30 protein-coding genes and 2 pseudogenes are annotated in these 22,315 nt (G+C 40.3%); 29 read left to right on the forward strand and 3 right to left on the reverse strand.

Features of this window, described 5'->3' with window-relative positions:
- Nucleotides 1–17 precede the first annotated feature (17 nt).
- The 6 genes and pseudogenes from CTT30_RS06250 to CTT30_RS06280 all read left to right on the forward strand — a co-directional run bounded on the left by CTT30_RS06250 (nt 18) and on the right by CTT30_RS06280 (nt 5,202).
- Nucleotides 18–266 carry a hypothetical protein gene (locus CTT30_RS06250; protein WP_252036378.1) on the forward strand — a complete coding sequence of 83 codons (249 nt, stop codon included), beginning with the start codon at nt 18–20 and terminating at the stop codon, nt 264–266.
- Between the two features lie 228 nt (nt 267–494).
- Entirely contained in the window at nt 495–731 is a 237-nt protein-coding gene (locus tag CTT30_RS06255; protein ID WP_252036379.1) for a hypothetical protein, read from the forward strand.
- A gap of 390 nt (nt 732–1,121) precedes the next feature.
- Nucleotides 1,122–1,784, forward strand: a complete 663-nt coding sequence (locus tag CTT30_RS06260) for a hypothetical protein (RefSeq protein WP_252036380.1) — start codon at nt 1,122–1,124, stop codon at nt 1,782–1,784.
- Nucleotides 1,785–2,272: 488 nt separating this feature from the next.
- A pseudogene (locus CTT30_RS06265) lies at nt 2,273–2,728 on the forward strand (GNAT family N-acetyltransferase).
- A 671-nt stretch (nt 2,729–3,399) separates the two neighbouring features.
- A complete protein-coding gene (locus CTT30_RS06270) occupies nt 3,400–4,341 on the forward strand; it encodes a Shedu immune nuclease family protein (protein ID WP_193275176.1) in 942 nt (313 codons plus the stop codon).
- A gap of 174 nt (nt 4,342–4,515) precedes the next feature.
- Nucleotides 4,516–5,202, forward strand: a complete 687-nt coding sequence (locus CTT30_RS06280) for a hypothetical protein (protein WP_252036381.1) — start codon at nt 4,516–4,518, stop codon at nt 5,200–5,202.
- Nucleotides 5,203–5,471: 269 nt separating this feature from the next.
- Here the strand turns inward: CTT30_RS06280 and CTT30_RS06285 are convergent, their stop codons facing one another.
- Entirely contained in the window at nt 5,472–5,978 is a 507-nt protein-coding gene (locus tag CTT30_RS06285; RefSeq protein WP_252036382.1) for an HNH endonuclease, read from the reverse strand.
- Between the two features lie 429 nt (nt 5,979–6,407).
- Here CTT30_RS06285 and CTT30_RS06290 point away from each other — a divergent pair, with 429 nt between their 5' ends.
- A complete protein-coding gene (locus tag CTT30_RS06290; protein ID WP_252036383.1) occupies nt 6,408–6,644 on the forward strand; it encodes a hypothetical protein in 237 nt (78 codons plus the stop codon).
- Between the two features lie 173 nt (nt 6,645–6,817).
- Here CTT30_RS06290 and CTT30_RS06295 read toward each other — a convergent pair whose 3' ends face one another.
- On the reverse strand, nt 6,818–7,096 hold the full coding sequence (locus CTT30_RS06295) for a type II toxin-antitoxin system RelE/ParE family toxin (protein ID WP_025796573.1): 279 nt from the start codon (nt 7,094–7,096) through the stop codon (nt 6,818–6,820).
- Nucleotides 7,093–7,377 (reverse strand): type II toxin-antitoxin system RelB/DinJ family antitoxin, encoded by a 285-nt coding sequence (locus tag CTT30_RS06300; protein ID WP_239871581.1) that lies wholly within the window; start codon nt 7,375–7,377, stop codon nt 7,093–7,095. Before CTT30_RS06300 ends, CTT30_RS06295 begins: the two co-directional genes overlap by 4 nt.
- Nucleotides 7,378–7,589: 212 nt before the next feature.
- Between CTT30_RS06300 and CTT30_RS06305 the strand changes: the two genes are divergently transcribed.
- The 22 genes and pseudogenes from CTT30_RS06305 (at nt 7,590) to CTT30_RS06425 (ending at nt 22,174) form a co-directional block, all read left to right on the forward strand.
- Nucleotides 7,590–7,907 carry a hypothetical protein gene (locus CTT30_RS06305; RefSeq protein WP_252036384.1) on the forward strand — a complete coding sequence of 106 codons (318 nt, stop codon included), beginning with the start codon at nt 7,590–7,592 and terminating at the stop codon, nt 7,905–7,907.
- 279 nt (nt 7,908–8,186) lie between these two features.
- Nucleotides 8,187–8,408, forward strand: a complete 222-nt coding sequence (locus CTT30_RS06310; RefSeq protein WP_004400149.1) for a VF530 family protein — start codon at nt 8,187–8,189, stop codon at nt 8,406–8,408.
- 446 nt (nt 8,409–8,854) lie between these two features.
- Nucleotides 8,855–9,001, forward strand: a complete 147-nt coding sequence (locus tag CTT30_RS06315) for a hypothetical protein (protein ID WP_252036385.1) — start codon at nt 8,855–8,857, stop codon at nt 8,999–9,001.
- Between the two features lie 9 nt (nt 9,002–9,010).
- On the forward strand, nt 9,011–9,340 hold the full coding sequence (locus tag CTT30_RS06320) for a hypothetical protein (protein WP_252036386.1): 330 nt from the start codon (nt 9,011–9,013) through the stop codon (nt 9,338–9,340).
- Nucleotides 9,341–9,476: 136 nt separating this feature from the next.
- Nucleotides 9,477–10,283 (forward strand): cytidine/deoxycytidylate deaminase family protein, encoded by an 807-nt coding sequence (locus CTT30_RS06325; protein ID WP_252036387.1) that lies wholly within the window; start codon nt 9,477–9,479, stop codon nt 10,281–10,283.
- Between the two features lie 489 nt (nt 10,284–10,772).
- Nucleotides 10,773–10,931, forward strand: a complete 159-nt coding sequence (locus tag CTT30_RS06330; RefSeq protein WP_252036388.1) for a hypothetical protein — start codon at nt 10,773–10,775, stop codon at nt 10,929–10,931.
- Nucleotides 10,932–10,937: 6 nt separating this feature from the next.
- Nucleotides 10,938–11,477, forward strand: a complete 540-nt coding sequence (locus CTT30_RS06335) for a hypothetical protein (protein ID WP_252036389.1) — start codon at nt 10,938–10,940, stop codon at nt 11,475–11,477.
- Nucleotides 11,478–11,612: 135 nt separating this feature from the next.
- A complete protein-coding gene (locus CTT30_RS06340) occupies nt 11,613–11,930 on the forward strand; it encodes a CPCC family cysteine-rich protein (protein WP_252036390.1) in 318 nt (105 codons plus the stop codon).
- Nucleotides 11,931–12,071: 141 nt separating this feature from the next.
- The gene (locus CTT30_RS06345; RefSeq protein ID WP_252036391.1) at nt 12,072–12,473 is read left to right on the forward strand and encodes a hypothetical protein; all 402 of its coding nucleotides are present in this window, start codon (nt 12,072–12,074) and stop codon (nt 12,471–12,473) included.
- A 140-nt stretch (nt 12,474–12,613) separates the two neighbouring features.
- Nucleotides 12,614–13,318 carry a hypothetical protein gene (locus CTT30_RS06350; protein WP_252036392.1) on the forward strand — a complete coding sequence of 235 codons (705 nt, stop codon included), beginning with the start codon at nt 12,614–12,616 and terminating at the stop codon, nt 13,316–13,318.
- Between the two features lie 138 nt (nt 13,319–13,456).
- On the forward strand, nt 13,457–14,029 hold the full coding sequence (locus CTT30_RS06360; RefSeq protein WP_060531460.1) for a hypothetical protein: 573 nt from the start codon (nt 13,457–13,459) through the stop codon (nt 14,027–14,029).
- Between the two features lie 137 nt (nt 14,030–14,166).
- A complete protein-coding gene (locus CTT30_RS06365; protein ID WP_252036393.1) occupies nt 14,167–14,637 on the forward strand; it encodes a hypothetical protein in 471 nt (156 codons plus the stop codon).
- Nucleotides 14,638–14,786: 149 nt separating this feature from the next.
- Complete coding sequence (locus CTT30_RS06370; RefSeq protein ID WP_140083190.1) at nt 14,787–15,203, forward strand: hypothetical protein; 417 nt, start codon at nt 14,787–14,789, stop codon at nt 15,201–15,203.
- Between the two features lie 623 nt (nt 15,204–15,826).
- Nucleotides 15,827–16,600 (forward strand): annotated as a pseudogene (locus CTT30_RS06375) (phosphotransferase).
- A 115-nt stretch (nt 16,601–16,715) separates the two neighbouring features.
- Entirely contained in the window at nt 16,716–17,030 is a 315-nt protein-coding gene (locus CTT30_RS06380; protein ID WP_252036394.1) for a nuclear transport factor 2-like protein, read from the forward strand.
- A gap of 229 nt (nt 17,031–17,259) precedes the next feature.
- The gene (locus CTT30_RS06385; protein WP_252036395.1) at nt 17,260–17,796 is read left to right on the forward strand and encodes a ClbS/DfsB family four-helix bundle protein; all 537 of its coding nucleotides are present in this window, start codon (nt 17,260–17,262) and stop codon (nt 17,794–17,796) included.
- Between the two features lie 137 nt (nt 17,797–17,933).
- Nucleotides 17,934–18,152 (forward strand): DUF7661 family protein, encoded by a 219-nt coding sequence (locus CTT30_RS06390; protein WP_252036396.1) that lies wholly within the window; start codon nt 17,934–17,936, stop codon nt 18,150–18,152.
- A 186-nt stretch (nt 18,153–18,338) separates the two neighbouring features.
- Nucleotides 18,339–18,791: a hypothetical protein gene (locus CTT30_RS06395; RefSeq protein WP_172855367.1), complete on the forward strand. Its 453-nt coding sequence runs from the start codon at nt 18,339–18,341 to the stop codon at nt 18,789–18,791.
- Nucleotides 18,792–18,942: 151 nt separating this feature from the next.
- Entirely contained in the window at nt 18,943–19,557 is a 615-nt protein-coding gene (locus CTT30_RS06400; protein ID WP_252036397.1) for a hypothetical protein, read from the forward strand.
- Nucleotides 19,558–19,712: 155 nt separating this feature from the next.
- The gene (locus CTT30_RS06410; protein WP_252036663.1) at nt 19,713–20,300 is read left to right on the forward strand and encodes a hypothetical protein; all 588 of its coding nucleotides are present in this window, start codon (nt 19,713–19,715) and stop codon (nt 20,298–20,300) included.
- 149 nt (nt 20,301–20,449) lie between these two features.
- A complete protein-coding gene (locus tag CTT30_RS06420) occupies nt 20,450–20,791 on the forward strand; it encodes a hypothetical protein (protein WP_252036398.1) in 342 nt (113 codons plus the stop codon).
- Nucleotides 20,792–21,370: 579 nt separating this feature from the next.
- Nucleotides 21,371–22,174: a hypothetical protein gene (locus tag CTT30_RS06425; protein ID WP_252036399.1), complete on the forward strand. Its 804-nt coding sequence runs from the start codon at nt 21,371–21,373 to the stop codon at nt 22,172–22,174.
- Nucleotides 22,175–22,315: the final 141 nt, after the last annotated feature.

Consider the following 22,315-nt stretch of genomic DNA (forward strand, 5'->3'; position numbering starts at 1 on the left):
TAGCAAAGGCACTCGAAATGAGCATACCTAACCATCCGCTCAAGACGGACAACCAACGCTTGGCGGCTTTGGGTCTGGTTGGGTATCGTGTTTACGGTGGTTTGTCTGAGTTTTGTGGTATCGTTGGTAGCCGCTTAGCAAGGGCGTTAGGTTGCTTTGGATTTGAACGGTTTGTAGTTTGGTGCTCAGCCACTTCAACTGCTTTGTTTATCGCGAATTTCAGCAGCTGTGTGGCTCGAACTTTTTCAGGTGAAGGCTTCATTTAGTTGGCAAGCTTTGACGTTAGTGGCTGAGTGTTTTCTTGTTTTAAGTGCTCTTGGCCAAGCTTGTTCGTTGAAAGTTAGCTATCTCCATCCGGTTAGTTTTTGGCTTCAGCGAACCACCGCAAAAAACAGTGACGAGGTTATTATTCAGCTTTGGTGATGATTGCGGTGCATTGAGCTTTGGTGTTTGATAGTTTAGTCCTATAGCTTAAGCTAGCAAAAGCGCTTGTAATGAGCATACCTAACCATCCGCTCAAGACGGACAACCAACGCTTAGCGGTTTTGTATCTGGTAGTGCTCAGTGTTTACGGTGGTTTGTCTGAGCTTTGTGATATTGTTGGTAGCCGCTTAGCAAGGGCGTTAGGTTGCTTTAAGTTTGTACGGTTTTTTAGTTTGGCAGTCAGCCACTTCAATAATCGTATTTGTCTCGAATTTAAACGGCCATGTGGCCCTAACTTTTTCTGGTGAAAGATTCATTTAATTAGTAATCTTTGGCGTCAGTGGCTGAGTGTTTTCTGTTTTAAGTGCTCTTGCCCAAGTTTATGCATTAGTAGTTAGTTATCTCGATTTGGTTAGTTTTTTTGCTTCAGTAAACCACCGCAAAAATAGTGACGCGGTTGTTGTTCGGCTTTGGTGGTTATTGCGGTGCATTGAGCTTTGTAGTTTCATAGCTTAGTCCTATAGTTCAAGCTAGCAAAGGTGTTTGTAATGAGCATACCTAACAATCCGCTCAAGACGGACAACCAACGCTTGGCAGTTTTGTGTCTGGTTATGTGTGGTGTTTAGGGCGGTTTGTCTGAGTTTTGTGGTATCGTTGGTAGCCGCTTAGCAAGGGCGTTAGCTCTCAAGTGAGGAATTATGGAAACATTAGCACTAATAGCAAAAACTATAGCGATCATATCCGCTTGTTGGGCAATAATTTCTGGTGTAGGTGCTTGGAAGCGAGAGTTCATTGGCAAGCGTAGAATTGAACTGGCGGAAGAAGTATTAGCTTGTTTTTTCGAAATTAAAGATGCTATAGCGGTAATCCGTAGCCCATTTGCCTCAGCGAGCGAAGGTTCATCTCGGGTTAAAGGTGAAACGGAAAGCAAAGAAGAATCGGAGTTACTAGATCGCGGGTATATTGTCTTTGAGCGCTACGAATCTAGAAAAGAAGTTTTTACGAAATTCCAAACGATGAAATATAGGTTTATGGCCTCATTTGGTGCGGAGAGTGAAGAGGTTTTTATTGAAACGAATAAAGTACTTAATAGTATCTTTGCCTCATCGAGACAATTAGCAACACACTACTGGCAACGTCAAGGTCGTGTCCCTATGAGTGATGACGAGTTTCAAAGGCATCTAGAACAAATGAGAATCCATGAAGGGATATTCTGGGACTCATTTGCAGAGGACGATACGATTCGAATTAAGCTAGAAGTAATTCAAAGTGACTTAGAAAAAGTTACAAAACCGTGCTTTGAAGAGCCAATGACAACATATACATGGTTAACTAAAAAGCTAGGTACAAATGAGAGCTAACAAAGCATTTAAGAGTGATTCGCAACGCTTGGCAGTTTCGCTTCGCTCAAGTATAGCCAAGCGCCGCTCACACCTTAATGCGGCGTTATAGCTACTGGAGGGTTGGTGGTAGTCTTAGATGAAGAACACATGTCATGGCTTCTTTTCCAACACACAAACGATATGTATTTGTCGGTGGTATGTGGAACTGTCGGCATGTTTACCATAGAGATTCAATTAACTCATTCGGAAGCATCAAGTTATAAATCAACGGGCAAATCATATATCGATCAACTTGCTATTAGTATCCGTGCGAAACCGGTGTATTTTGCACCGAGGAAAGTAGCTAATTTCAGAACTAACTTTAACGTCACTGAGGCTTTATCTGAATGGCGAAGTTCGTAGAGTTGTAGCTATAACAAATTGTTCAACAGCGACTCAAAACGCGTGCCATTTTCGCTTCGCTCAATAGTATGGCACACTAGTTTCTCGCGCGTTAACAAGGCGTTATGAGGCATATGGATATTCAACTAATACAAATAGAAATTGATGAGTTTGAAAGTCTGTTCTCTGTTGTAAAACAGGGACTTTATTCGCATGTTGACGCCGTCTTTGGCTGGTGTGATGAGTTTTAGGTTAATCGTTTAAAAAAAGACTATGAGCCGCATTGGTTTTACTGGGTTTATGTCAATAACACGCAAGTTGGAATGCTAGGCTTCAAGCCTTACGAAAACGCTTTTCATGTGCATTTACTCATTGTGTTCCCAGAATTTCAAAATCAAAAATTGGGTGGAAGGGTAATGAATATGGTTCACGAAATAGCGCGAGAGCAAGGGCGTAGTCATGTAACTTTATCAAGTTTTACTAGAAACGAGTCAGCGGTAAGGTTTTACAAATCTCTTGGCTATAAGGTGACTGAAAGCGATGAAAACTTCCTTTCTTTGTCGCTTCAAGTTGCCTCATAACAAAGCGTTTAAGAGGGATTCTCAACGCTTGGCATTTTCCGTTTGATTCAGCTTTAGTGTTTACTGCACAATGGCTTGGGTTCGGTGGTGGCGTTGCTCACCCCTTAACGCGGCGTTAGTTTGCAAAGGGCAGAAAAGCGTTTTGGGCCTAAAAGCTGGCTCGGTTTCTTTGCTATTCACCTGCTAGTTCTTCGCTCATTATCATCGTATTTATCATCACGTGTAGTGGGTTTTTCGGTTAAGTGGTTTCCGTGTCATTCAGTTCTTCAGTGTTAGTAAGGTTCTTTTTCCCAAGTTCTTTGGTGCTGTTTCTTTGGTGTTTTTAGGCAATAGCATCTTTTTAGGAATTGGCGTGTGTGGTTGTAAGCATCTTCGAAAGTCTTCTTTGCCAAGCACGTTTGGTTATTTGGTTTGAATTTCGAACTATTCATTTTACTTATGAGTTCAAAGCCAGTAGTTTTGTAACCAATTCAGCACCTTGGCGCTAAACCTTTGGCTATATCGCTGTGGCAAACTAACAAGGCGCTAAAGACGGACTAACAAACGCTTGGCATTTTCAGTTTGGTTTAGTTGTGTGTTTAAGGTGTTTAAATTGAGTGAGGTGGCAGGTTTGTTAGCCACTTAGCTAATCGTTAGGCCTCTGTCTTCAATTAGGAACACTAGACTTAGTAATGAAGAGAAATGTAATTTCAATTGAGAAAAAGAAAAAACTAGTTGCCGAAAGTGGTAGCCAGTGTTCGTTTCCGGGGTGTGGGCAAAACCTAAGTGTTGATGGTGAGACGTTCATCGGAGAGGTTGCTTTTATAGAATCATTTATGCCCAATGGTCCAAGGCATAATCCTAACATTGGATTTCCGGGGTATCTTCGAGAAGATAATTACATGTTGTTGTGTCCAAGCCATCATAGGCTTATCGACCTTCAGCCTGAGCTCTATTCAGCCAAATGGTTAAAGGAAGCTAAGTTAAAGCACTTAGATAGGATAAAAAGTTTCCTAGAATATGAAAAGATCCCTGCTCCAGAGCTGGATGAAAAAGTAGAGCTTTCATTAAGAGAAGCCATTGCACTTTGGGATAGTAACCATCTAAATTCTTCAGAAGAATTTTGGCAGAAACTATTCGAAAGATGTCCATCAGTTCTTTCTCAGATATTTCCACAGAGCCTTATACAAATAGGTAGTCGTTGCTATTTAGGTGGTAAATCACTTCTTAATAAAGGTGGCTCTATTGTTGATTTTATTTATGCTAATAAATCAACATCTAATGTCGTGCTAGTCGAGATAAAGACCCCTAGAACTCGCACTTTGGGGAATAAGTATAGGAATGGTGCTTATACAATAAGTTCGGATTTATCAGGAAGCATTGTTCAGGTATTAAATTATAAAGATAAGGTGCTTAAGGAGTACTACAAGCTCAATGCAGAAACTTCTGATATTGACTTTTCAGCTTTCAACCCTAGATGTATTGTAGTTATCGGCAACATCCAGCGAGAAATGGAAAACCCAGAAATGTTCAAGTCATTTGAACTGTTCAGAAACACTTTAGCTGGCGTTGAAGTTGTCACATATGACGAGCTATTCCAGAAATCCAAGGATGTGCTCGAGATTTGCTCGTAGTAAGGCCTAACAAGCTGTTTAAGAGTGATTCGCAACGCGTGGCATTTTTGCTATGCGTTGAGTTTAGTGTTTAAGGTGGCATGCGGCGGCTTTAGTATTGCGTTGCTCACACCTTAACAGGGCGTTAGCTACATTTATGCACCGAAAAATAAATTACGGTAAGGATCATGAAAAATGTCTAATGGACTGAAAACTATACTATTAGCGTTGCTAATGTTGACTTTTAACGCACAAGCAGAAAATGAAAATCGCTCGGATGTGAGAACGACAAAAGTAAGCATCATAAATCTATTTAACTATTATAATGAACTGGCATTCGCAGCTAAGCCTGAGTTACAGGTAACTAAATCAGACGTTAAGGTGTCTTTGGCTTCAGAATACTTAGCATCTCTTAGTGAAAGGGAACGATTAAGCCTTGAAAAAGAACTGAATAAAATAAAAGATATTGAAGGCACTATTGGACATGAACTTAGAATAGATACAGTGTCTCAATTGAATAGTTATATTGGTACGACGGAGGGTGAGTTTAAGGTATATGAATATATTTACCCCAATGCTTGTGCCAAAGTAGATATTTTAACGGCTATGAAAAATAAGCGTGAAATGTTAGCTGAGCTTAAATTGAAATCCCCTTACGATAGGATAGAAGATTGTGCTCAAGATGTAGCACTAACTCAATATATGTATCTTGGGTCAATTTTTCAGTTGACGGAAGGGACCAACGCAAAGCAACTGTTACATAGTATCTATGAAAGCCTCAAGGCGAAAAAACCTTACAACTTAAGTTTAGATGGGGTTGAAGTAAATGTTGGTTTCGTAGATGGAGAAATTTTGCTTTTATCTATTGAGCCAGCAATCTAGTGTACTTAGCTAACAAAGCATTTAAGAGTGATTCGCAACGCTTGGCAGTTTCGCTTCGCTCAAGTATAGCCAAACGCCGCTCACACCTTAATGCGGCGTTAGGTTGTTTTAAGTCTTTACAGTTTTTATTGTTGTACTCAGCCACTTCGAATCTTTCTTTATTGCTAGTTTCTGCGGCTATGTGGCTCAAACTTTTTCAGGTGAAGGCTTCATTTAACTGGCCAAGTTTTGACGTCAGTGATTGAGAGTTTTCCGTTTTAAGAAGCCACTTAATCGTCACCGTCATTAAGGCGGAGCCCAACTAGGAAATCAATGCGCTGAGCTGCAGCTCGTTCAAATGCTCCCCGGGTATTACCCGCTGGAGCGCGCGCCTCCGGATGGGCACCATTACATAGAGCACAAATGGCACGCAAATTAGCCGGATCATTATATAGGAGTCGTGCTTCTAGGTTAGTCATCGGTGAGCCGGGGTGACGGAATCCATCTAAATACATATTCCAGGGAACGATATGATCTATCTGAACTGCTTGGGGAGACATAATAAAACCACAGGTTTGGCAACGAGTTAGTGGTGTATTTGTGGTTCTGTCCCACTCTAAACTCTGATACAGCCCTCGACGTATCTCAGCAAACCAGCCAGGTCTGTTGACCCAGCCGTAGTGGTTATTGTAGCCACCATAGGTAAGGTTATCTGCTCTATCACCATAGACTTCATTTACAGCATCAATAACTTCCGCCCAGTATCTTCCTGAAGCGTTTTTGCTTTTAACTCCCATAAGTCGGTCTCCTGATTAAAAATAAAAATAAAAATAAAAATAAAAATAAAAATAAGCTTATCTTGTCCCAGCTATATTCACTCGGTTTTACCGCTTTAATAATACGGCTAATTCATGTCCTAATCGTGCTCTTAAGTGTTGTGGCCTTGTTAGTCCTGTGCAGCTAGCAAAGGTAGCATACCTAACCATCCGCTCAAGACGGACAACCAACGCTTGGCGATTTTGTGTCTGGTTATGTTTAGTGTTTACGGTGGTTTATCTGAGTTTTGTGGTATCGTTGGTAGCCGCTTAGCAAGGGCGTTAGCTCTCTTCTATTTGCAGGGCAATTAATTCAAAATTTGCTTGTTAACTGGAAACCAGCTCAATCTTTCTTGTGCCATTATGTGATTATCTACTCCAATAGGTATAAATCAGTTAGAGGTGTAGGAAATGAGTCTTAGTTTTTGTGAGAAGTGTGGTGAAAAAACCGAGCATAAGGAACTAATAAAGCAGAAGCCTTCGAAATACGGTAAAAGTAAGAAAGAACAATTTAAGGCTTTCCTTGAAGGTTTCTTTGGTGGGGTCGCTAGCCCTGTAGGTGCATCTTTAGATTTAATCGATAGGTACGTGGTTTGCGAAAAGTGTGGTTATAAAACCTTAGAAAACTTGGGCGACGCATTTCAATAGTTATAAGACATATATATCGCCGAGCACTTAGAGCTAACAATACGTTCAAGAGGGACAGTCAACGCTTGGCAATTTTGTCTCACAGTTTAGCATAAGTGTTTATGTCACAATGCTTTAAGACTGTGGTAGCGTTGCTGCCCCTTAACGTGGCGTTAGTTTCCCAGTCGACATAATTAGTCCGTTGGGAATTTTTGTTTTTGGTGTAGCACGCGCATAACTCGAATGATATCACCTTCAACCCAGTAGGAAACAATCATCGAAATCTCAGGAATAATGAGCAATCGCCCTCTAATTCCGTCACGCTGGACTCCCATATGAGGTTGCTCTAAAAGGTTCTCAACTTTTGCTTCAATAATATCGTCGGTTTTGTCAGCAGCTTCGGGGTTGAAGTCGTAGAGAAACTCAAAGATCTTTTCGCGATCGTTGAGAGACTCTTCTTCCCACAAAATCATAATTTGCCTCGGTTACGGATTTTAGCTTTACGCTCGTCCATACGAGATTTAGCTGACTCATGGTCAATAAAAGTGGCTTTTCCTGAGTCAAACTTCTCAAAAGCTAAGTTAATTTGTTCAGTTAACCATGCGTCGTGAGATAAAGTCTTTCTCTGTTGGTCAGCCAGTTGCTCAGTCAGTTCACGACAAGCATCACTTAGTGTTCTGCCTTGGCTTTCAGCCATTTGTTGGGCTAGTCGCTTCGTTTCTTCATCAACACGAAATTGAATTCTAGTGTCCATGATGCACTCCATATTTTATGTGTGTACAAATGTTAGCACTAGGTTTGAAGTTGGGCAACTAACAAGCAATTTAAGAGGGATTCACAACGCTTGGCACTTTTGCTTCTACTTCAAATTTAGTGTTTATGGCACTATGCGTTAGGTTGGGTGGAGGCGTTGTTCACCCCTTAATTGGACTTTATAACTCATTCAAGTTCCGAGGGAATTTATACATGAAATACCAATATGTTAAAGGTCGTATTGATGATGCAGTAGAAGAGTTGTGTATTGGAGCTGGTGATGCGAGAAGTCGCTTGCTTAGTGCCAATGAGGCGACTTCAAGTCTTTTAGATATTCACTTTCCCGAAGAGTTGCTTGGTGATTGGCGATCAATACAAGAACGTATGACTAAAAGTGATCCTAGAGCTAACTTTGAAGGCAAAATGGTTGAAGGTGCTGTCGCTCATACAATGACTAAGATCCAAAATAAAACAGCGAGTAAAATTGCGGCGGATATATTGAAGCTACATAAGAAACTGCAGTCAGAATAGTGAGTTATAACAAACAATTTAAGAGGGATTCCCAACGCTTGGCATTTTTGCTTCTACTTCAAATATAGTGTTTATGGCACAATGCTTTAGGTTTGGGTGGTAGCGTTGCTCACCCCTTAATTGGGCGTTATGCAAATGAGGGTAATTTAACTCTATAGCTCATTTCTGTTCGTTTCTGGTTGTTCAGACAGATAGCGATAAATGTGGGTAAAACTACTAAGTTCCTACTGCTAATCTGGTAGACTTAGGCTGATTTTAAGTATTTCAGGAATTCCCCAAATGAGCCAAGAGCAACCAAACAACCCACTACATGGTTTGACGCTAGAGAAAATTCTTGTCCGTCTACAGGAACATTATGGTTGGGAAGGCTTGGACGCGGAAATCCAGATCAACTGCTTTTACAATAACCCATCTATCAAGTCTTCGCTTAAGTTCTTGCGTCGCACTCAGTGGGCTAGAGACAAAGTAGAAGCACTGTATATTGAGACTTTCTGCAAGTAAGAAAATTTGCATAACAAAGCATTTAAGAGTGATTCACAACGCTTGGCGTTTTCGCTTCGCTCAAGTATGGCCAAGCGCCGCTCACACCTTAATGCGGCGTTAGGTTGCTTTGGGTTTGAACGGTTTGTAGTTTGGCGTTCAGCCACTTCAATAATCTTGTTTGTCGCGAATCTCAGCGGCCATGTGGCTCGAACTTTTTCAGGAGAAAGTTTCATTCAACTGGCAAGTTTTGATGTTAGTGGCCGAGTGTTTTCCGTTTTCAGTGCTCTTGGCCGAGCTTGTTCATTGAAAGTTCGTTATCTCAATTTGGTTAGCTTTTTTGTTTCAGCGAACCACCGCAAAAATAGTGGCGGGGTTGTTATTCAGGCTCGGTGGTTATTGCGGTGCAGTTGGCTCTGGTGTTTTATGGTTTAGTCCTATAGTGCAAGCTAGCAAAAGCGTTTGTAATGAGCATACCTAACCATCCGCTCAAGACGGACAACCAACGCTTAACGGTTTTGTGTCTGGTGGTGCTCAGTGTTTACGGTGGTTTGTTTGAGTTTTGTGGTATTGTTGGTAGCCGCTTAGCAAGGGCGTTAGCTTTATTTAAATAGTAACAGAATATGAAAAAAGTAATTACCGTTGGCTTGATGTTAATATCAAGTGGCTCTCTTGCTGGTTGGGTGGAAGGGAAAGTAACGGATATCATAGTAAGACAAAGTGATGGATTGCACTATTTCTATGTGTCAGGTGAGGCAACTAACAGAGCTAGCTGCGCCTCTGGTACAACGTATTGGGCAATAAAAGATGAGCACTCTCTGGCGGGAAAGTCACAGTTATCGTTGTTATTGACGGCTTATGCTGCCGCGAAAACGGTACGTGTACACGGCACTGGAAAGTGTGAGCGTTGGAGTGATAGTGAAGACGTAAATGAAGTACATCTAATAAAATAAGCTAACAAGCTGCTTAAGACGGACAGCCAACGCTCGGCGAGTGTATTCCAAAAGTTGGTCTGTGTTTACGGTGGTTTGTTTGCATTTTATGGTATGTTGTCAGCCGCTTAGCAGGGCGTTATGTAAGTAGGATAGTATGTCGAATAATTACTCAAGATCTGACTTAATGAAGATCGCCATAGAAGAGCACTTGAAGTGCACTGAGTTTCCACGAGTTGGGGTTGCTGTAGCGAAAAGTGGGAAATTATTAGCTACAGGTTACCGTGGTGAAACTAAAAGCGTTCATGCTGAACGCGTAGCTATAAGAAAACTGACCGATGAACAGATTAAAGGTGCAACTGTTTATACGACGTTAGAACCGTGTGTTGAATTAGATACAGACCAGAAGATTCCATCTTGTGCTCAGCTATTAATCGACTCCGGAGTGAACGAGGTTGTAATCGGTGTTTTAGACCCAAATGGAACGATTTATTCTCAAGGTTACAGAAAACTATTGGAAAACAATATTAATGTAAGCTTCTTCAATCGAAAACTTAGAGCTGCTGTCGAAGAGGAGTCTTTTGACTGCGGTAACATACATAAAATTTATGGTTGTGGTAAAAGAAGAGTCCCGGTCGTACATAGCGGGAACGAAATTGAAGTCCAGTTTAGTGAGACAGATGAAAGAACAATCGATATTAAGTGGGCTACATTGCAGCCTACACATGGGTGTGTTGACCTTCATGGTTGTAACGGTTCTGTTTTAGTCGCCGCCGGAGCAAGAAACTTCGGCGACATTAGTGATCCAACAGTGTTCCGTTTTCCAAGCCATTACGCAAGAATGTACAAAGGCGATATCGCTATAGTTAAGCCATCAAGTTCAACTTTTTATGTTCTTATTCAAGTGGTTGAAATTTTCGATAACGACATCATTTTCAAATGGGAAGTGAGAAACGACAAGTGAGTATGGGCTCAATACTTACATAACAAAGCATTTAAGAGTGATTCGCAACGCTCGGCATTTTCAGTTTAAACTGGGGCTTTAGTGGTTAAGGTTCAATGCGTTAAGTTATGTACAAGCGTCGCTCACACCTTAATGCGGCGTTAGGTTGCTTTAAGTTTGCACTATTTTTTAGTTTGGCAGTCAGCCTCTTCAATAATCGTATTTGTAGTGAACCTCAGCGGCTATGTGGCTCAAACGTTTTCAGGTGAAAGTTTCATTCAACTGGCAAGCTTTGATGTTAGTGGCTGAGTGTTTTCTGGTTTTAAGTGCTCTTGTCCAAGTCTATTCATTGGTCATTAGTTATCTCAATTTGCTCAGCTTTTTAGCTTCAGCGAACCACCGCAAAAATAGTGACGTGGTTGTTGTTCGGCTTTGGTGGTTATTGCGGTGCAGTTAGCTTTGGTGTTTCATGGGTTAGTCCTATAGCTTAAGCGAGCAAAAGCATTCGTAATGAGCATACCTAACAATCAGCTCAAGACGGACAACCAACGCTTGGCGGTTTTGTGTCTGGTTATGTTTAGTGCTTACGGTGGTTTGTCTGAGTTTTGTGGTATTGTTGGTTGCCGCTTAGCAAGGGCGTTATATTACTCCATTACTAATCGATATTAGGACAATATGAAAAAAACAACAAAATCAATTAAATATTCAGTGTTAGGCTGGTTTATTTTCTTTGTTTCGATGCTGTTAGGTATGAGCGACCTTACAAACCTAGCTCTGATAGGCTTCTTGTTTAGCTACTTAACGCTTTTTTTGTGGTCGGTTTTTTATGAAAAAGATCAACTAGAGAAAGGAACGATAATGATTTTGTCTGGAGTGTTTTTTGTTGTAGCTTTAGGTGGAGCAGCAAGCCTAGACAACGAAAGTACAATTAAGCTTTTTTCAGTACCTGACAATTTAAAAGCGGCATATGTAGCTTTGTTATCAATTGCTAGCGCAACATTTCTTGGCGCTGGAGGTAGTGTGGTTGCGAATGTGGCATCCGTTAACTCAACTGATAATAAGGAGTTTATCTCTCGTGAAAATGCACTCTCTTTAAATCGAACAGAAGAACAATTAGCAACTATACAACGACTACTAAAATATACCATTATTGGAATAATTGGTTTGATTCTTATTGTTTTTTGTATCGGTGTTTATATCGGAACCGTAATATAACAAAGCATTTAAGAGTGATTCCCAACGCTTGGCATTTTTCATTCCATCGTTGGGTTTTGTGTTTATGGTGGTATGGTTAGGTTCAGTGGTAGCGTTGCTCACACCTTAATGCGGCGTTATATTTCTGGGGGCTACATGAGTAAAATTCGAGAGCAAGCTAAGGATACTTTGTATGCATGCCCTTGTTGTGGGTACGCGACTATTGGAAAGCCTGCTGAGTATGAAATATGTGAAATCTGTTTTTGGGAAGATGATGGGCAGGATGATCCAGATTCTGAAAAATTTCTAGGTGGGCCTAACGGTGTTTCATTGAGTGAAGCAAGATTTAACTTCTTGGTGTTTGGAGCAGCTGAACAAAAGGATTTGCGACATTGTCGATCTCCTAGTAGAACCGATACAAATTTACGAAACTACTATTTAGAATATCGAGTGGTCTCAAGGAACAAAATATAACCAAGCATTTAAGAGTGATTCCCAACGCTTGGCATTTTTCATTCCGTCGTTGGGCTTAGTGTTTACGGTGGTGTGGTTAAATTTTGTGGTAACGTTGCTCACACCTTAATGCGGCGTTAGGCTATCTTTAATAGGAAAAGTATGACTTTCGAGAAATTTGTAGCAATTGTTGGTTTGATTGCAACAATACCTGTTTACAAAGGTTGGGTAATTAAAATTTGGATCTGGAGCAAAGCTAAGAAGGTTTCATCTTTGGAAAAACGGCTTGCACAAATAGAAAAACTTCATAGTGATAACAAGTATTTAATGATCTACATTGGTCAATCTATTCTTATAGTACTTGCGCTCATTGCTAGTGCACAGGTTTATCAGCTTGTGAATATTGCCTCGGAGGGGGCGGATATATCGTCTATTTTCATTAGTTTGATGTCTCTATTAGCATATCTTGTAGCTGTTAGTTGTGGAGGTAAATTAACCAAGGTCAAGAACTATGATAAGTATTGTAAAGAAATAAAAGACAAAATTGAGCGTTTGAAAGCCTAACAAAGCATTTAAGAGGGATTCTCAACGCTTGGCATTCTCAGTTTGATTCAGCTTTAGTGTTTACGGCACAATGGCTTAGATTAGGTGGTGTCGTTGTTCACCCCTTAATGCGGCGTTAAGCTGCAACAGGATTTGGTCAGATGTTTATAAAAACAAAAGAAATATTGGAAGCTTCAGAGTCCGCTTTACTAGGATTTTCAATAAATCGAAGTTTGCTGAAGCCAGTTCAACGACTTTTTGTCTATCCTTTGGTCTACCTAAAACTAGGCTTCGGTGATTTCACCAAACCTATGGCTGTATGGTCTTTTACGAGCTTTGCATTAATGGTGCTATTGGCACTGTTTTCATCAAGTATGGAGATGCCTCAAGAGATATTTCTCATATTATTCAATATCTGCATTTGGGGAATATTGTTGTTAACAATTTTTTCAACACCTAGTACTTACGCATTCTATGGAGCGACTGAGGCTAGCGTTAATAAAATTGTCGATATACTTGATGAAAACGGAGTTCAAAGTGAGTCAGACATAGAACTCTTAGAAAGTAACCTTGAGAAAGTCGAACAACGTATTGATGCTAAAGTGAAGTTCTACAAATGGATAATAGGTGCTTTTTGGGGGCTGTATCTATTAAGCTTGAACTTACAGCTACGCTTTCTCAGTCTATCGGGCAAAAAAATAGACGACACTTTTTTAAATAGTAGTTTTGAAGAGTTCTTGTATGTGGTTTTGTTTACAGTGTTCGCTTTACTAGCAATGATCAGTTACAAACGAGCATCCAACATGTTAATAGCGAACCTTCAATACGCGTGTGTAGAGCAGAAGGCTCGTCACCCAGCAGCTTAACAAACTGTTCAAGAGGGATTCGCAACGCGTGGCATTTTCACTATGCGTTGGCTTTAGTGTTTAAGGTGGTATGCGGCGGCTTCAGTATTGCGTTGCTCACCCCTTAACAGGGCGTTATGGTGCTTTTGAGGACGTAGAATGTTCAGTGATTTAGAAAAAGAGATTCGTAAGCAGTTATTTTCGGCTCGATTGGGCAAATACTTACTTTTAATAGTGCTCCTAACGCTAAGTTTGAGCGTTACCCTATTCGGGTTATACGTTACTCAGTTTGCTGAACAGTCACTAAAGCAAGTTGCGTATACAATGATCGAGATAGCTCGTGCAACTGGTAAGACTCCCGGTGAATTGAGCTCGCCAGAGTCAATCGCAGGACTAGTAGGAAATAATACTATGTGGGTGCCTATTGTAGGTGGTATCACGCTGGCATTCTTGGCGATAGTATATCTTTTTAGAATTTGCACCATTCGAGTTAGTCTGTGTGAAGACAGGTTGTTAGGTGTACTAGCGTATCGTGAATTAGTCTCCGAGAAGGATATTGCTCCTGATGTAAAAGCATCAATTTTGGCTCAACTATCAGTTACGTCTTCGGCGCAGAGTGAATCTCCTTCACTAATTCCGACAGTTGAGATAGCTGAAAAGAGTATAGATAGCTTAAGCAACATAGTTTCAAAAGCCACTGTCGTCTCGAGTAAACTTCGCGGACGCACATAACAAGCAATTTAAGAGGGATTCACAACGCTTGGCACTTTTGCTCCTACTTCACTTTTAGTGTTTATGGCACAACGCTTTAGGTTTGGGTGGAGGCGTTGTTCACCCCTTAATTGGGCGTTATACATTTGGAGGTAAAGTTGAGCTATTCATTTGATATTAAAAATTCAAAAGATCTATTTCAAGAATTTTCACGTTTAGCTGAAGAGTATCGCAAAGAGCCGTTATCTTCTGGCTCTGCGGTAATCTGTGCAATTTTTTCATGGCACATTGTGGAGTGGATTTATCAAGAATATCCTTCATTAGCTATAACGTACCCCAAAAAACGAGATTTCCAAAATTTCATGAAAGGCTCTTGTCCCGCTCTCGGCTACATGCAAGATATAGCCAATGGCAGTAAGCATCGGGGTATTACAATGTATCAGCCTGTAGTTAAAAAAACAGTGCGACATCAAGGGGCATTTTCATCAGCTTTCTCGAAAGACTTTGATGTATCAAGCTTAAAAATAGAGCTTGATGGTGGTGTGGTTGCTTACTTTGATGAAGAGGTTGATAAAGTAGAGGTGTATATCAAGCAGTTTTTCTCTAACACATTGAAAGAAAATGTATAACAAACAATTTAAGAGGGATTCACAACGCTTGGCACTTTTGCTTCTACTTCAGATTTAGTGTTTATGGCACAATGCTTTAGGTCTGGGTGGAGGCGTTGTTCCCCCCTTAATTGGGCGTTATAAGCATTAAGCGTATAGAACGAAATATCATGAATGAAATGAAAGAACCTTGGAAAAAAGATACAAATGATCGTTACTTGGATATGGTTAAATCCGTAGTCAATCTATCTACCGCGTCTTTATTGCTGCCAGTCTTTTTCGCTAGGAACTTTATTGACATTCCGAAAGATTCTCCTTTGTTGGCAGTATTCGGCTGTAGTATCTATATTGCGTGGCTTTTGTTAGGGTTATCTATTCTTAGCGGTTTAGTTTATCAATACCTTTCAGCGAAATGGCTCAGGATTGCATGGGGGAAGCAAGCAGGCATTCTCTGGTCAAAGAACACATCAGAATCTACAGTTGAAAACTGCATGGAATGGTGTTTGTGGGTGTGTGTTGCTTATTTCATCTCTGGTGTAGCCTTTACATTGTATTTTTTCATGACTTTTGAAGGTGCCCACTTATAGTCATGCTTATAACAAAGCGTTTAAGACGGATTCACAACGCTTGGCATTTTTGGTTTGTATCAGCTTAAGTGTTTACGGCACAATGGTTTAGGTTACGTGGTCGCGTTGTTCACCACTTAACGCGGCGTTAGGTTGCTTTAAGTTTTTGCGGTTTGTAGTTTTGTAATCAGCCACTTCAATAAACTTGTTTATCGCGAATCTTAGCGGCCATGTGGCTCGAGCTTATTCAGGTGAAGGTTTCATTTAATTGGCAAGTTTTGGCGTCAGCAGCTGAGTGTTTTCCGTTTTCAGTGCTCTTGGCTGGGCTTGTTCATTGAAAGTTCGTAATCTCAATTTGGTTAGCTTTTTGCTTCAGTGAACCACCGCAAAAATAGTGACGTGGTTGCTATTCAGTTTCGGTGGTTGTTGCGGTGCAGCTAGCTTTGGTGTTTCATGGTCTAGTCCTATAGCTCCAGCTAGCAAAGACGTTCGTAATGAGCATACCTAACAATCAGCTCAAGACGGACAACCAACGCCTAGCGGTTTTGTATCTGGTTGTGCTCAGTGTTTACGGTGGTTTGTTTGAGTTTTGTGTTATTGTTGGTTGCCGCTTAGCAAGGGCGTTAGTTGCACGAGGAGGTTTCGTGGAAGAATTATCAGGTGGAAGAGAATCAGCAATATATCGAGATGGTGAAGTTGTCTATCGTCCTCTTCAGCCGTGGAGTCCTACAATTCAGCTTATTTTGAAACACCTCGAGCGAGAAAATGTAGATGAATGTCCAAGATTTCTTGGTGTTAACTAAGAACAGGAAGTCCTAAGTTTTGTCGTTGGAAATACTTATAACTATCCTCTAGTCGGTGCAATTGCTACTGTGGATGCACTCACATCAGCAGGTAAACTATTGCGTAAAATACATGACTCAACTGCGCCACTTTTGGAACAAGTAGATGTCAATGCACACAAGTGGATGCTAGAGCCAAGAGAGCCTTTTGAAGTTATCTGTCATGGTGACTTTACCCCATACAATGTTGCTCTATCCGAGAACACAGTTGTAGGTGTATTTGATTTTGATACTGCGCACCCTGCGCCAAGAATATGGGATTTAGCATATTCAGTTTATTGTTGGTCGCCTTTCAAAACTGACAGCAATGATAAGTTAGGCACAATCTCTGAGCAGGTAACTAGAGCTAAGTTGTTCTGTGATAGTTACGGTGCATCTACGTCTGAAAGAAATCAACTAGCGGACGCAATGATTGAGCGATTACAGGCTTTAGTTTTGTTCATGCGCAGTGAAGCTGAAAATGGTAATGAAACCTTTGCTGAAAACATAGAGCAAGGTCATCTTCAAGCTTATCTAAATGACATAGAATATATCACTGAAAATAAACAAAAAATTCAGTGCGCGTTGTGCAACTAACAAAGCATTTAAGAGTGATTCGCAACGCTTGGCATTTTCGCTTCGCTCAAGTATAGCCAAGCGTCGCTCACACCTTAATGCGGCGTTATGCAAATTACAAATAAGGATAATTAGCATGTCAGAAAGTGAAAAAGTTGAATTGGTCGAGGCCTATATAAGTCGTTACAACGCGTTTGATGTGACTGGGATGTTAGAGATTCTTAGTGATAATATCGTTTTCGAAAACGAATCAAATGGTGAGATAACGGCGCGTACAGTAGGTAAGGTAGATTTTGAAAACTTAGCTTCCCAGTCAGCAAAAATGTTTAGTGCTCGCCAGCAAGTTGTAACGGATATACAGCTAAGTGATAGTACAGCAACAGTCAGTATCGATTATACGGGTCTTTGGCAATCGATCTTCCCAATGGTCTCAAGGAAGGCCAGGAATTAGCTATGAAAGGTAAGACATACTTTAAGTTTCAAAATGGTAAAATACATCACATTAAAGACGTGAGCTAAATTTGCATAACAAAGCGTTCAATGGGACAGTCAACGCTTGGCATCTTTATCTCACATTTTTGTTTTTGTGTTGATGTCACAATGGTTTAAGTTTGTGGTAGCGTTGTCTGCCCATTAACGCGGCGTTAGTGCTTATCTATAGACGATGAACGGAGTTTGTTATGGCAAGACCGAAGACTAAGGAAGAGTTAATTCATCAAGCTGATGAGAGTTTTACAAAGCTATTTCGGTATATCGATTCAATGCCTGAAAGTGTGTTAAATACTGAGTTTGATTTTTCCAGTGATAAGGGTAAAAAGGAATTACATTGGGCCCGCGACCGAAACCTTCGAGATGTATTGATACATCTGTACGAATGGCATCAGTTGTTACTGAAATGGGTTAATTCAAACATGGCGGGGCAGAAGGCCAGTTTTCTTCCTGAACCATACAATTGGAAAACATACGGCCAAATGAACATTGAATTTTGGCAAAAGCACCAAGAAACAGAGTTGTCGGCAGCAAAGCGATTGGTACAGGAAAGTCATAAAGCGTCGCTCGAGTTAGCTAATAGTTTTACTAATGAGGCACTTTTCACCAAACAGTATTTCGATTGGACCGGTACAACAACGTTAGGAAGTTACTGTGTATCTGCGATGCCAAGTCACTATGATTGGGCGTTAAAAAAGCTCCGGGCTCACGCAAAAATGCATTCGTAAAAAGTACGCACTAACAAAGCATTTAAGAGTGATTCGCAACGCTTGGCGTTTTCGCTTCGCTCAAGTATAGCCAAGCGTCGCTCACACCTTAATGCGGCGTTATGTGATTGGCAAAATTGAAATAAAAAGGAAACTCTATGATTCTTAAATTTAATGTGTTCGGTAGAATCATGTCAGTTTATCGTGAAGCAGATAATTGGGTTTTATATAGAGAATCTGACGCAGGAGTACGAACTAAAGTCTATGATGTCGTGATTCCCTCTGATTTGACCGAAACTGAATTAGCACAGTATTTGGATGATATTTATCATGAATATGCTAATCAGAAAGATCATTCAGTGTTTCAAATAAATTGAAACTAACAAGTTGTAGGTTGTGGCTGATCGGATATGCCAGAAAAATCACATAACAATGCGTTTAAGATGGATTCGCAACGCTTGGTAATTTTGGTTTGAATCAGCTTAAGTGTTTACGGCACAATGCTTTAGGTTTGGTGGTAGCGTTGCTCACCACTTAACGCGGCGTTATGCAAATGAGGGAGTATGGATAATTACTTAGACATTTGGCTTTCTGTTACTCAAATAATTTTTGTCCTTTGCTTGTTATTACTTTTTTGGTTTGGATGCTTGAGTAAAGGTAAAGAATGCATAGTAGTATTTGTAGGGATGGTATTCTTAGTCATGCTCTCAGATACTTTACTGAGGCATCAAATCAGAACAGTACTCACTGAAAAAATAAGTGATTACAGCTTTGTTATTGAATCGGATGTAGACTTTGATGAATCAAAGCTCTTGGATGCAATAAAAAATAAAAAGTATGTGACATTATATAGGACGAAACCACTAACTAAAAATAAAGTGCGGATCGTTGTTAACAATGGTGAGGTCGAGCTGTTGATAGCTGAGGACTCAAAGAATGACAACACATTCTGGGTTTATTACCCCAAATACAGATACAGCCGAGTTAATGCTATTGGTAAAGTTCGCATTCGTTGATATTTGCATAACAAGTCGCTTAACAGGGACTCCTAACGCTTGGTCACTTTCATACAAATCAGTCTCAGTGTTTAGGGTGCAAGTTTCAAATTGGGTGGTATAGCGTTATCGCCCGTTAGCAAGGCGTTAGGCAAATGGGAGTTATATTTTCGTGAAGTGGTTTAAAGAAGACGATGGAGTAGTTGAAAATGTGTTAAAAATAGCAACCGCACTAAGTTTAGCTTTTGGTGTATGGGCTTATTTTAATACTATTCATCCAGTATTTGTAAAAGAGAAAGAGTTACAACAAGCCAAAATAGAAAATGAAAACCTTAGTAAGATAAGGCAAAGTTTATCGGAGCAGATAGAAACCTTAGGTGTTCAAATCAAAGAGTACGATAGTTCCATTATAAAATTACAAGGTCAAGAGGCTAATCTAAAGGCTGTTATTGCTCAAAATGAGGCTAAGCTTGCTTCTGTTACTTACAAACTTGGAAATGCAGAAAAGTTAGCGGTTCTACATAAGTTGAACAATTTCAGGGATAAAATGATTAACTCCTACGTTCTTGCAATTACTACGGGCAAGAAAGATTTATTTGACGCCGTTGAAAATGCAAAAATGCTACTGAAAACGCATAGCGAAACCCAAGACCCATATAGTCGGGAAGCTTATGAGTTCTTTAGAAATTACGTAGAAAAATATCACGGGAAAAAAGTTCAGGGAGACGACTGTATAGGCTTTGCTGTCATACTCCCATCTTTGTATAAGAAAGCGAATCAACTATAAATTTGCCTAACAAACAATTTAAGAGTGATTCCCCACGCTTGGCATTCTTGGTTTGGGTTAAGTTTAGTGTTTACGGTGTTCAATTTGAGTGTCGTGGTAGCGTGGCTCACACCTTAATTACGCGTTATACATTAAAAAGGAAGTAAATCACAATTATGTTAAGTTTGTCTGTTTTTCTGATTTTTATAGGGATAGTTTTGTATTTTACAGTCGTTGTCGACATGTTTAAGCAAAAGATATGGTTGGGTTTCTTAGGGCTGTTCCTATTTCCTTTCACTTATTATCACGCGTTTAAAAATTACACAGGTAATAAGCTTCGTATGGGCTTGCTCTTAGTTGTCACGACACTAGTACCTTTTACCTATATTCAGCTAGAGCTAAGTGCCGCTGGAAGTGAGTTGGAACCATTTTTGACTTCAGTAGGTGAAAGTAATCTTCTTAGTTGCTCACTAGAGTCATCGGTCATGTCATCTGGGGGTGTAACATTTTATACGTTGTTTTGTTCCAGTAAGTTATCCGAAAGCCTTAAATATACGAGTGAAAGCGAGCTGGTCGATGTTTACTGGAAAAATATAATTCAACCTGCTTTATCGGCTTATCGAGACAGCTTCGGGAAAGTAGAGGGTAAAGGGGTAGTGCTAGGCATCAAATCTCCTTCAAGTCTTATGGCTTGCTACAAAATAGAGAACCCCGGAAATGTTATTGAAGCATGGAGTTCTGGGTTGTCGGAACCGTGTGGGTAAGAAATGTATAACAATCTGTTCAAGAGGGATTCGCAACGCGTGGCATTTTTACTATGCGTTGGTTTAAGTGATTAAGGTGGTATGCGGCGGCTTTTGTATTGAGTTGCTCACCCCTTAACAGGGCGTTATGCTCCAATATAGGATTTATAATGGCAAGCAAAAATATACGATATTTGAAAGTGTTGGCAGTAATACTTAGCATATCTCTACTCGGCTACATTATCTTCCTGTTAATTCCTGAGCCATATTTGGAACGTGACTACCCATATGCTTTTCATGTGATGTTTGGAGTAGTGGTGTTAGCTGGAGTTCCTCTTGTGTTGGCTACAATCAGTTTAGCATTCGATGTTTTCAAAGCATGGGGTGGGGTATATTGTATCGGTTATTTAATTTGTGTTAGTACGCTAAATCAAATAGCTCCAATATTGGTATATGTTGGCTTATATGGGCTAATTTGGAACTTTTATCGCCTACTTCAAGGCAAGGCATAACAAAGCGTTCAATTGGACAGTCAACGCTTAGTAATTTTGGTACACAGTTTAGCATTAGTGTTTATGACACAATGGTTTATTTGTGGCAGCGTTGCCTGCCCATTAACGCGGCGTTAGTTGGCAATAGTTTCTTGGTTTAGGTACGGGTTCTGTGCGCGTTATTTACATTCGTTCTCCGAACTTCGGCAAGAGGAAACTTCGCCGTAATTGAACTGGTTTGGTGGTTAGCTTGCCTTTCGAGTTTTGTGTCTGGTTTGAAGAACGGGCGTATCAGGTTTACTGGTTTCAGTGACTCAGGCATGCAATGAGCTACAGGCGCTTTTAGTTTGTCTGTGCAAAGAGAGCAGGGTGCATTTTAGTCATCTAGTCTACTAATCTAGGGCGTCCGCTGATTCTACTGTGGAGAATGGAAACTTCAGTGCGTGCTAGCCAACTAACAATCTGCTCAAGGCGGACTATCAACGCTTGGCGATTTTACCTCTAATCAGGCATAGTGATTACGGTGGTTAGTTTAAGTATCGTGTAATGCGTTGCTAGCCACTTAGCAGGGCGTTATACGAATTGTAAGGAGTTACGTACTTGGAAATTGTAGTACAAAGAATTTTCAAAAGAATTCTACTGATTCTTGCGGGGTCAGGTTTGCTGACAAATGCTATTTACGTTTATGGTTTAGGTTATTATCAAGGCTACGTAGAAGCTTTTGGTTTTGAGTACGCTTTTTTTGCTATTGATTGGTCAAATGCTATTGTGTGGGCATACTATGCAAGTCGGGAGCTCGGGGCTAACTTAATGGTTGTAATGGGCAGACATCCCCAAGCTTTGCTTGTTGTATTATTTTTTGTTTTTGTTTTTGCTCGTATTTGGGCTGCTTTGTCAATAACGCCTAAAAGCGATAATGACAAAGATATTGCTCCTTTTAGATTGAAAAAGTTTCAAAGAAAGGCTCGTTATATAAGACTCAAAAGAAAGCATAGGTTACTATTTAAATATACTAGTAATGTTGCTACTTGGCTTTTTATCAAAGAACAAGCAGTCTTTGCATTTTTAGCGTCATACTTCTTTATATTCTTCTTGGGTTTATTACCTTTCTTTTTGTCTATTTGGGTGTTTTTGCCAAACATAGGTAGCGATCATGGACGCTATGTTGTTAATGAAATACTAGAAAATAAAAAGGGTAACTTATGTAAAAAACTGGAAAGTGGCTGGAATCCTTGTGTATCAATTAAAACAAAACATGTTAAACCTTATGATTCTTCGATAGAGTCTGAAGAAGTTACGGGTTTAATAATTTTAAAAAATGGCTCGTATGTCGGCGTCTACACTGAGAATGGTGCAATCACAATGACTCTTCCAAGCAACTTCTATTATAAAAACCAGCGATAGAATTCGTATAACAAAGCGTTTAAGACGGATTCCCAACGCTTGGCATTTTCAGTTTGAATCAGCTTTAGTGTTTACGGCACAATGGTTTAGGTAGGGTGGTCTGCGTTGCTCACCACTTAACGCGGCGTTATGCACTTAGGG

The organism is Vibrio coralliilyticus, assembly GCF_024449095.1.
GTDB classification, from domain to species: Bacteria; Pseudomonadota; Gammaproteobacteria; order Enterobacterales; family Vibrionaceae; genus Vibrio; species Vibrio coralliilyticus_A.

Excerpts from the sequence above, each read along its gene's own strand:
- CTT30_RS06250 (WP_252036378.1), top strand. The coding sequence starts at position 18 with ATGAGCATACCTAACCATCCGCTCAAGACGGACAACCAACGCTTGGCG.
- CTT30_RS06255 (WP_252036379.1), top strand. The coding sequence starts at position 495 with ATGAGCATACCTAACCATCCGCTCAAGACGGACAACCAACGCTTAGCG.
- CTT30_RS06260 (WP_252036380.1), top strand. The coding sequence starts at position 1,122 with ATGGAAACATTAGCACTAATAGCAAAAACTATAGCGATCATATCCGCT.
- CTT30_RS06270 (WP_193275176.1), top strand. The coding sequence starts at position 3,400 with ATGAAGAGAAATGTAATTTCAATTGAGAAAAAGAAAAAACTAGTTGCC.
- CTT30_RS06280 (WP_252036381.1), top strand. The coding sequence starts at position 4,516 with ATGTCTAATGGACTGAAAACTATACTATTAGCGTTGCTAATGTTGACT.
- CTT30_RS06285 (WP_252036382.1), bottom strand. The coding sequence starts at position 5,978 with ATGGGAGTTAAAAGCAAAAACGCTTCAGGAAGATACTGGGCGGAAGTT.
- CTT30_RS06290 (WP_252036383.1), top strand. The coding sequence starts at position 6,408 with ATGAGTCTTAGTTTTTGTGAGAAGTGTGGTGAAAAAACCGAGCATAAG.
- CTT30_RS06295 (WP_025796573.1), bottom strand. The coding sequence starts at position 7,096 with ATGATTTTGTGGGAAGAAGAGTCTCTCAACGATCGCGAAAAGATCTTT.
- CTT30_RS06300 (WP_239871581.1), bottom strand. The coding sequence starts at position 7,377 with ATGGACACTAGAATTCAATTTCGTGTTGATGAAGAAACGAAGCGACTA.
- CTT30_RS06305 (WP_252036384.1), top strand. The coding sequence starts at position 7,590 with ATGAAATACCAATATGTTAAAGGTCGTATTGATGATGCAGTAGAAGAG.
- CTT30_RS06310 (WP_004400149.1), top strand. The coding sequence starts at position 8,187 with ATGAGCCAAGAGCAACCAAACAACCCACTACATGGTTTGACGCTAGAG.
- CTT30_RS06315 (WP_252036385.1), top strand. The coding sequence starts at position 8,855 with ATGAGCATACCTAACCATCCGCTCAAGACGGACAACCAACGCTTAACG.
- CTT30_RS06320 (WP_252036386.1), top strand. The coding sequence starts at position 9,011 with ATGAAAAAAGTAATTACCGTTGGCTTGATGTTAATATCAAGTGGCTCT.
- CTT30_RS06325 (WP_252036387.1), top strand. The coding sequence starts at position 9,477 with ATGTCGAATAATTACTCAAGATCTGACTTAATGAAGATCGCCATAGAA.
- CTT30_RS06330 (WP_252036388.1), top strand. The coding sequence starts at position 10,773 with ATGAGCATACCTAACAATCAGCTCAAGACGGACAACCAACGCTTGGCG.
- CTT30_RS06335 (WP_252036389.1), top strand. The coding sequence starts at position 10,938 with ATGAAAAAAACAACAAAATCAATTAAATATTCAGTGTTAGGCTGGTTT.
- CTT30_RS06340 (WP_252036390.1), top strand. The coding sequence starts at position 11,613 with ATGAGTAAAATTCGAGAGCAAGCTAAGGATACTTTGTATGCATGCCCT.
- CTT30_RS06345 (WP_252036391.1), top strand. The coding sequence starts at position 12,072 with ATGACTTTCGAGAAATTTGTAGCAATTGTTGGTTTGATTGCAACAATA.
- CTT30_RS06350 (WP_252036392.1), top strand. The coding sequence starts at position 12,614 with ATGTTTATAAAAACAAAAGAAATATTGGAAGCTTCAGAGTCCGCTTTA.
- CTT30_RS06360 (WP_060531460.1), top strand. The coding sequence starts at position 13,457 with ATGTTCAGTGATTTAGAAAAAGAGATTCGTAAGCAGTTATTTTCGGCT.
- CTT30_RS06370 (WP_140083190.1), top strand. The coding sequence starts at position 14,787 with ATGAATGAAATGAAAGAACCTTGGAAAAAAGATACAAATGATCGTTAC.
- CTT30_RS06380 (WP_252036394.1), top strand. The coding sequence starts at position 16,716 with ATGTCAGAAAGTGAAAAAGTTGAATTGGTCGAGGCCTATATAAGTCGT.
- CTT30_RS06385 (WP_252036395.1), top strand. The coding sequence starts at position 17,260 with ATGGCAAGACCGAAGACTAAGGAAGAGTTAATTCATCAAGCTGATGAG.
- CTT30_RS06390 (WP_252036396.1), top strand. The coding sequence starts at position 17,934 with ATGATTCTTAAATTTAATGTGTTCGGTAGAATCATGTCAGTTTATCGT.
- CTT30_RS06395 (WP_172855367.1), top strand. The coding sequence starts at position 18,339 with ATGGATAATTACTTAGACATTTGGCTTTCTGTTACTCAAATAATTTTT.
- CTT30_RS06410 (WP_252036663.1), top strand. The coding sequence starts at position 19,713 with ATGTTAAGTTTGTCTGTTTTTCTGATTTTTATAGGGATAGTTTTGTAT.
- CTT30_RS06420 (WP_252036398.1), top strand. The coding sequence starts at position 20,450 with ATGGCAAGCAAAAATATACGATATTTGAAAGTGTTGGCAGTAATACTT.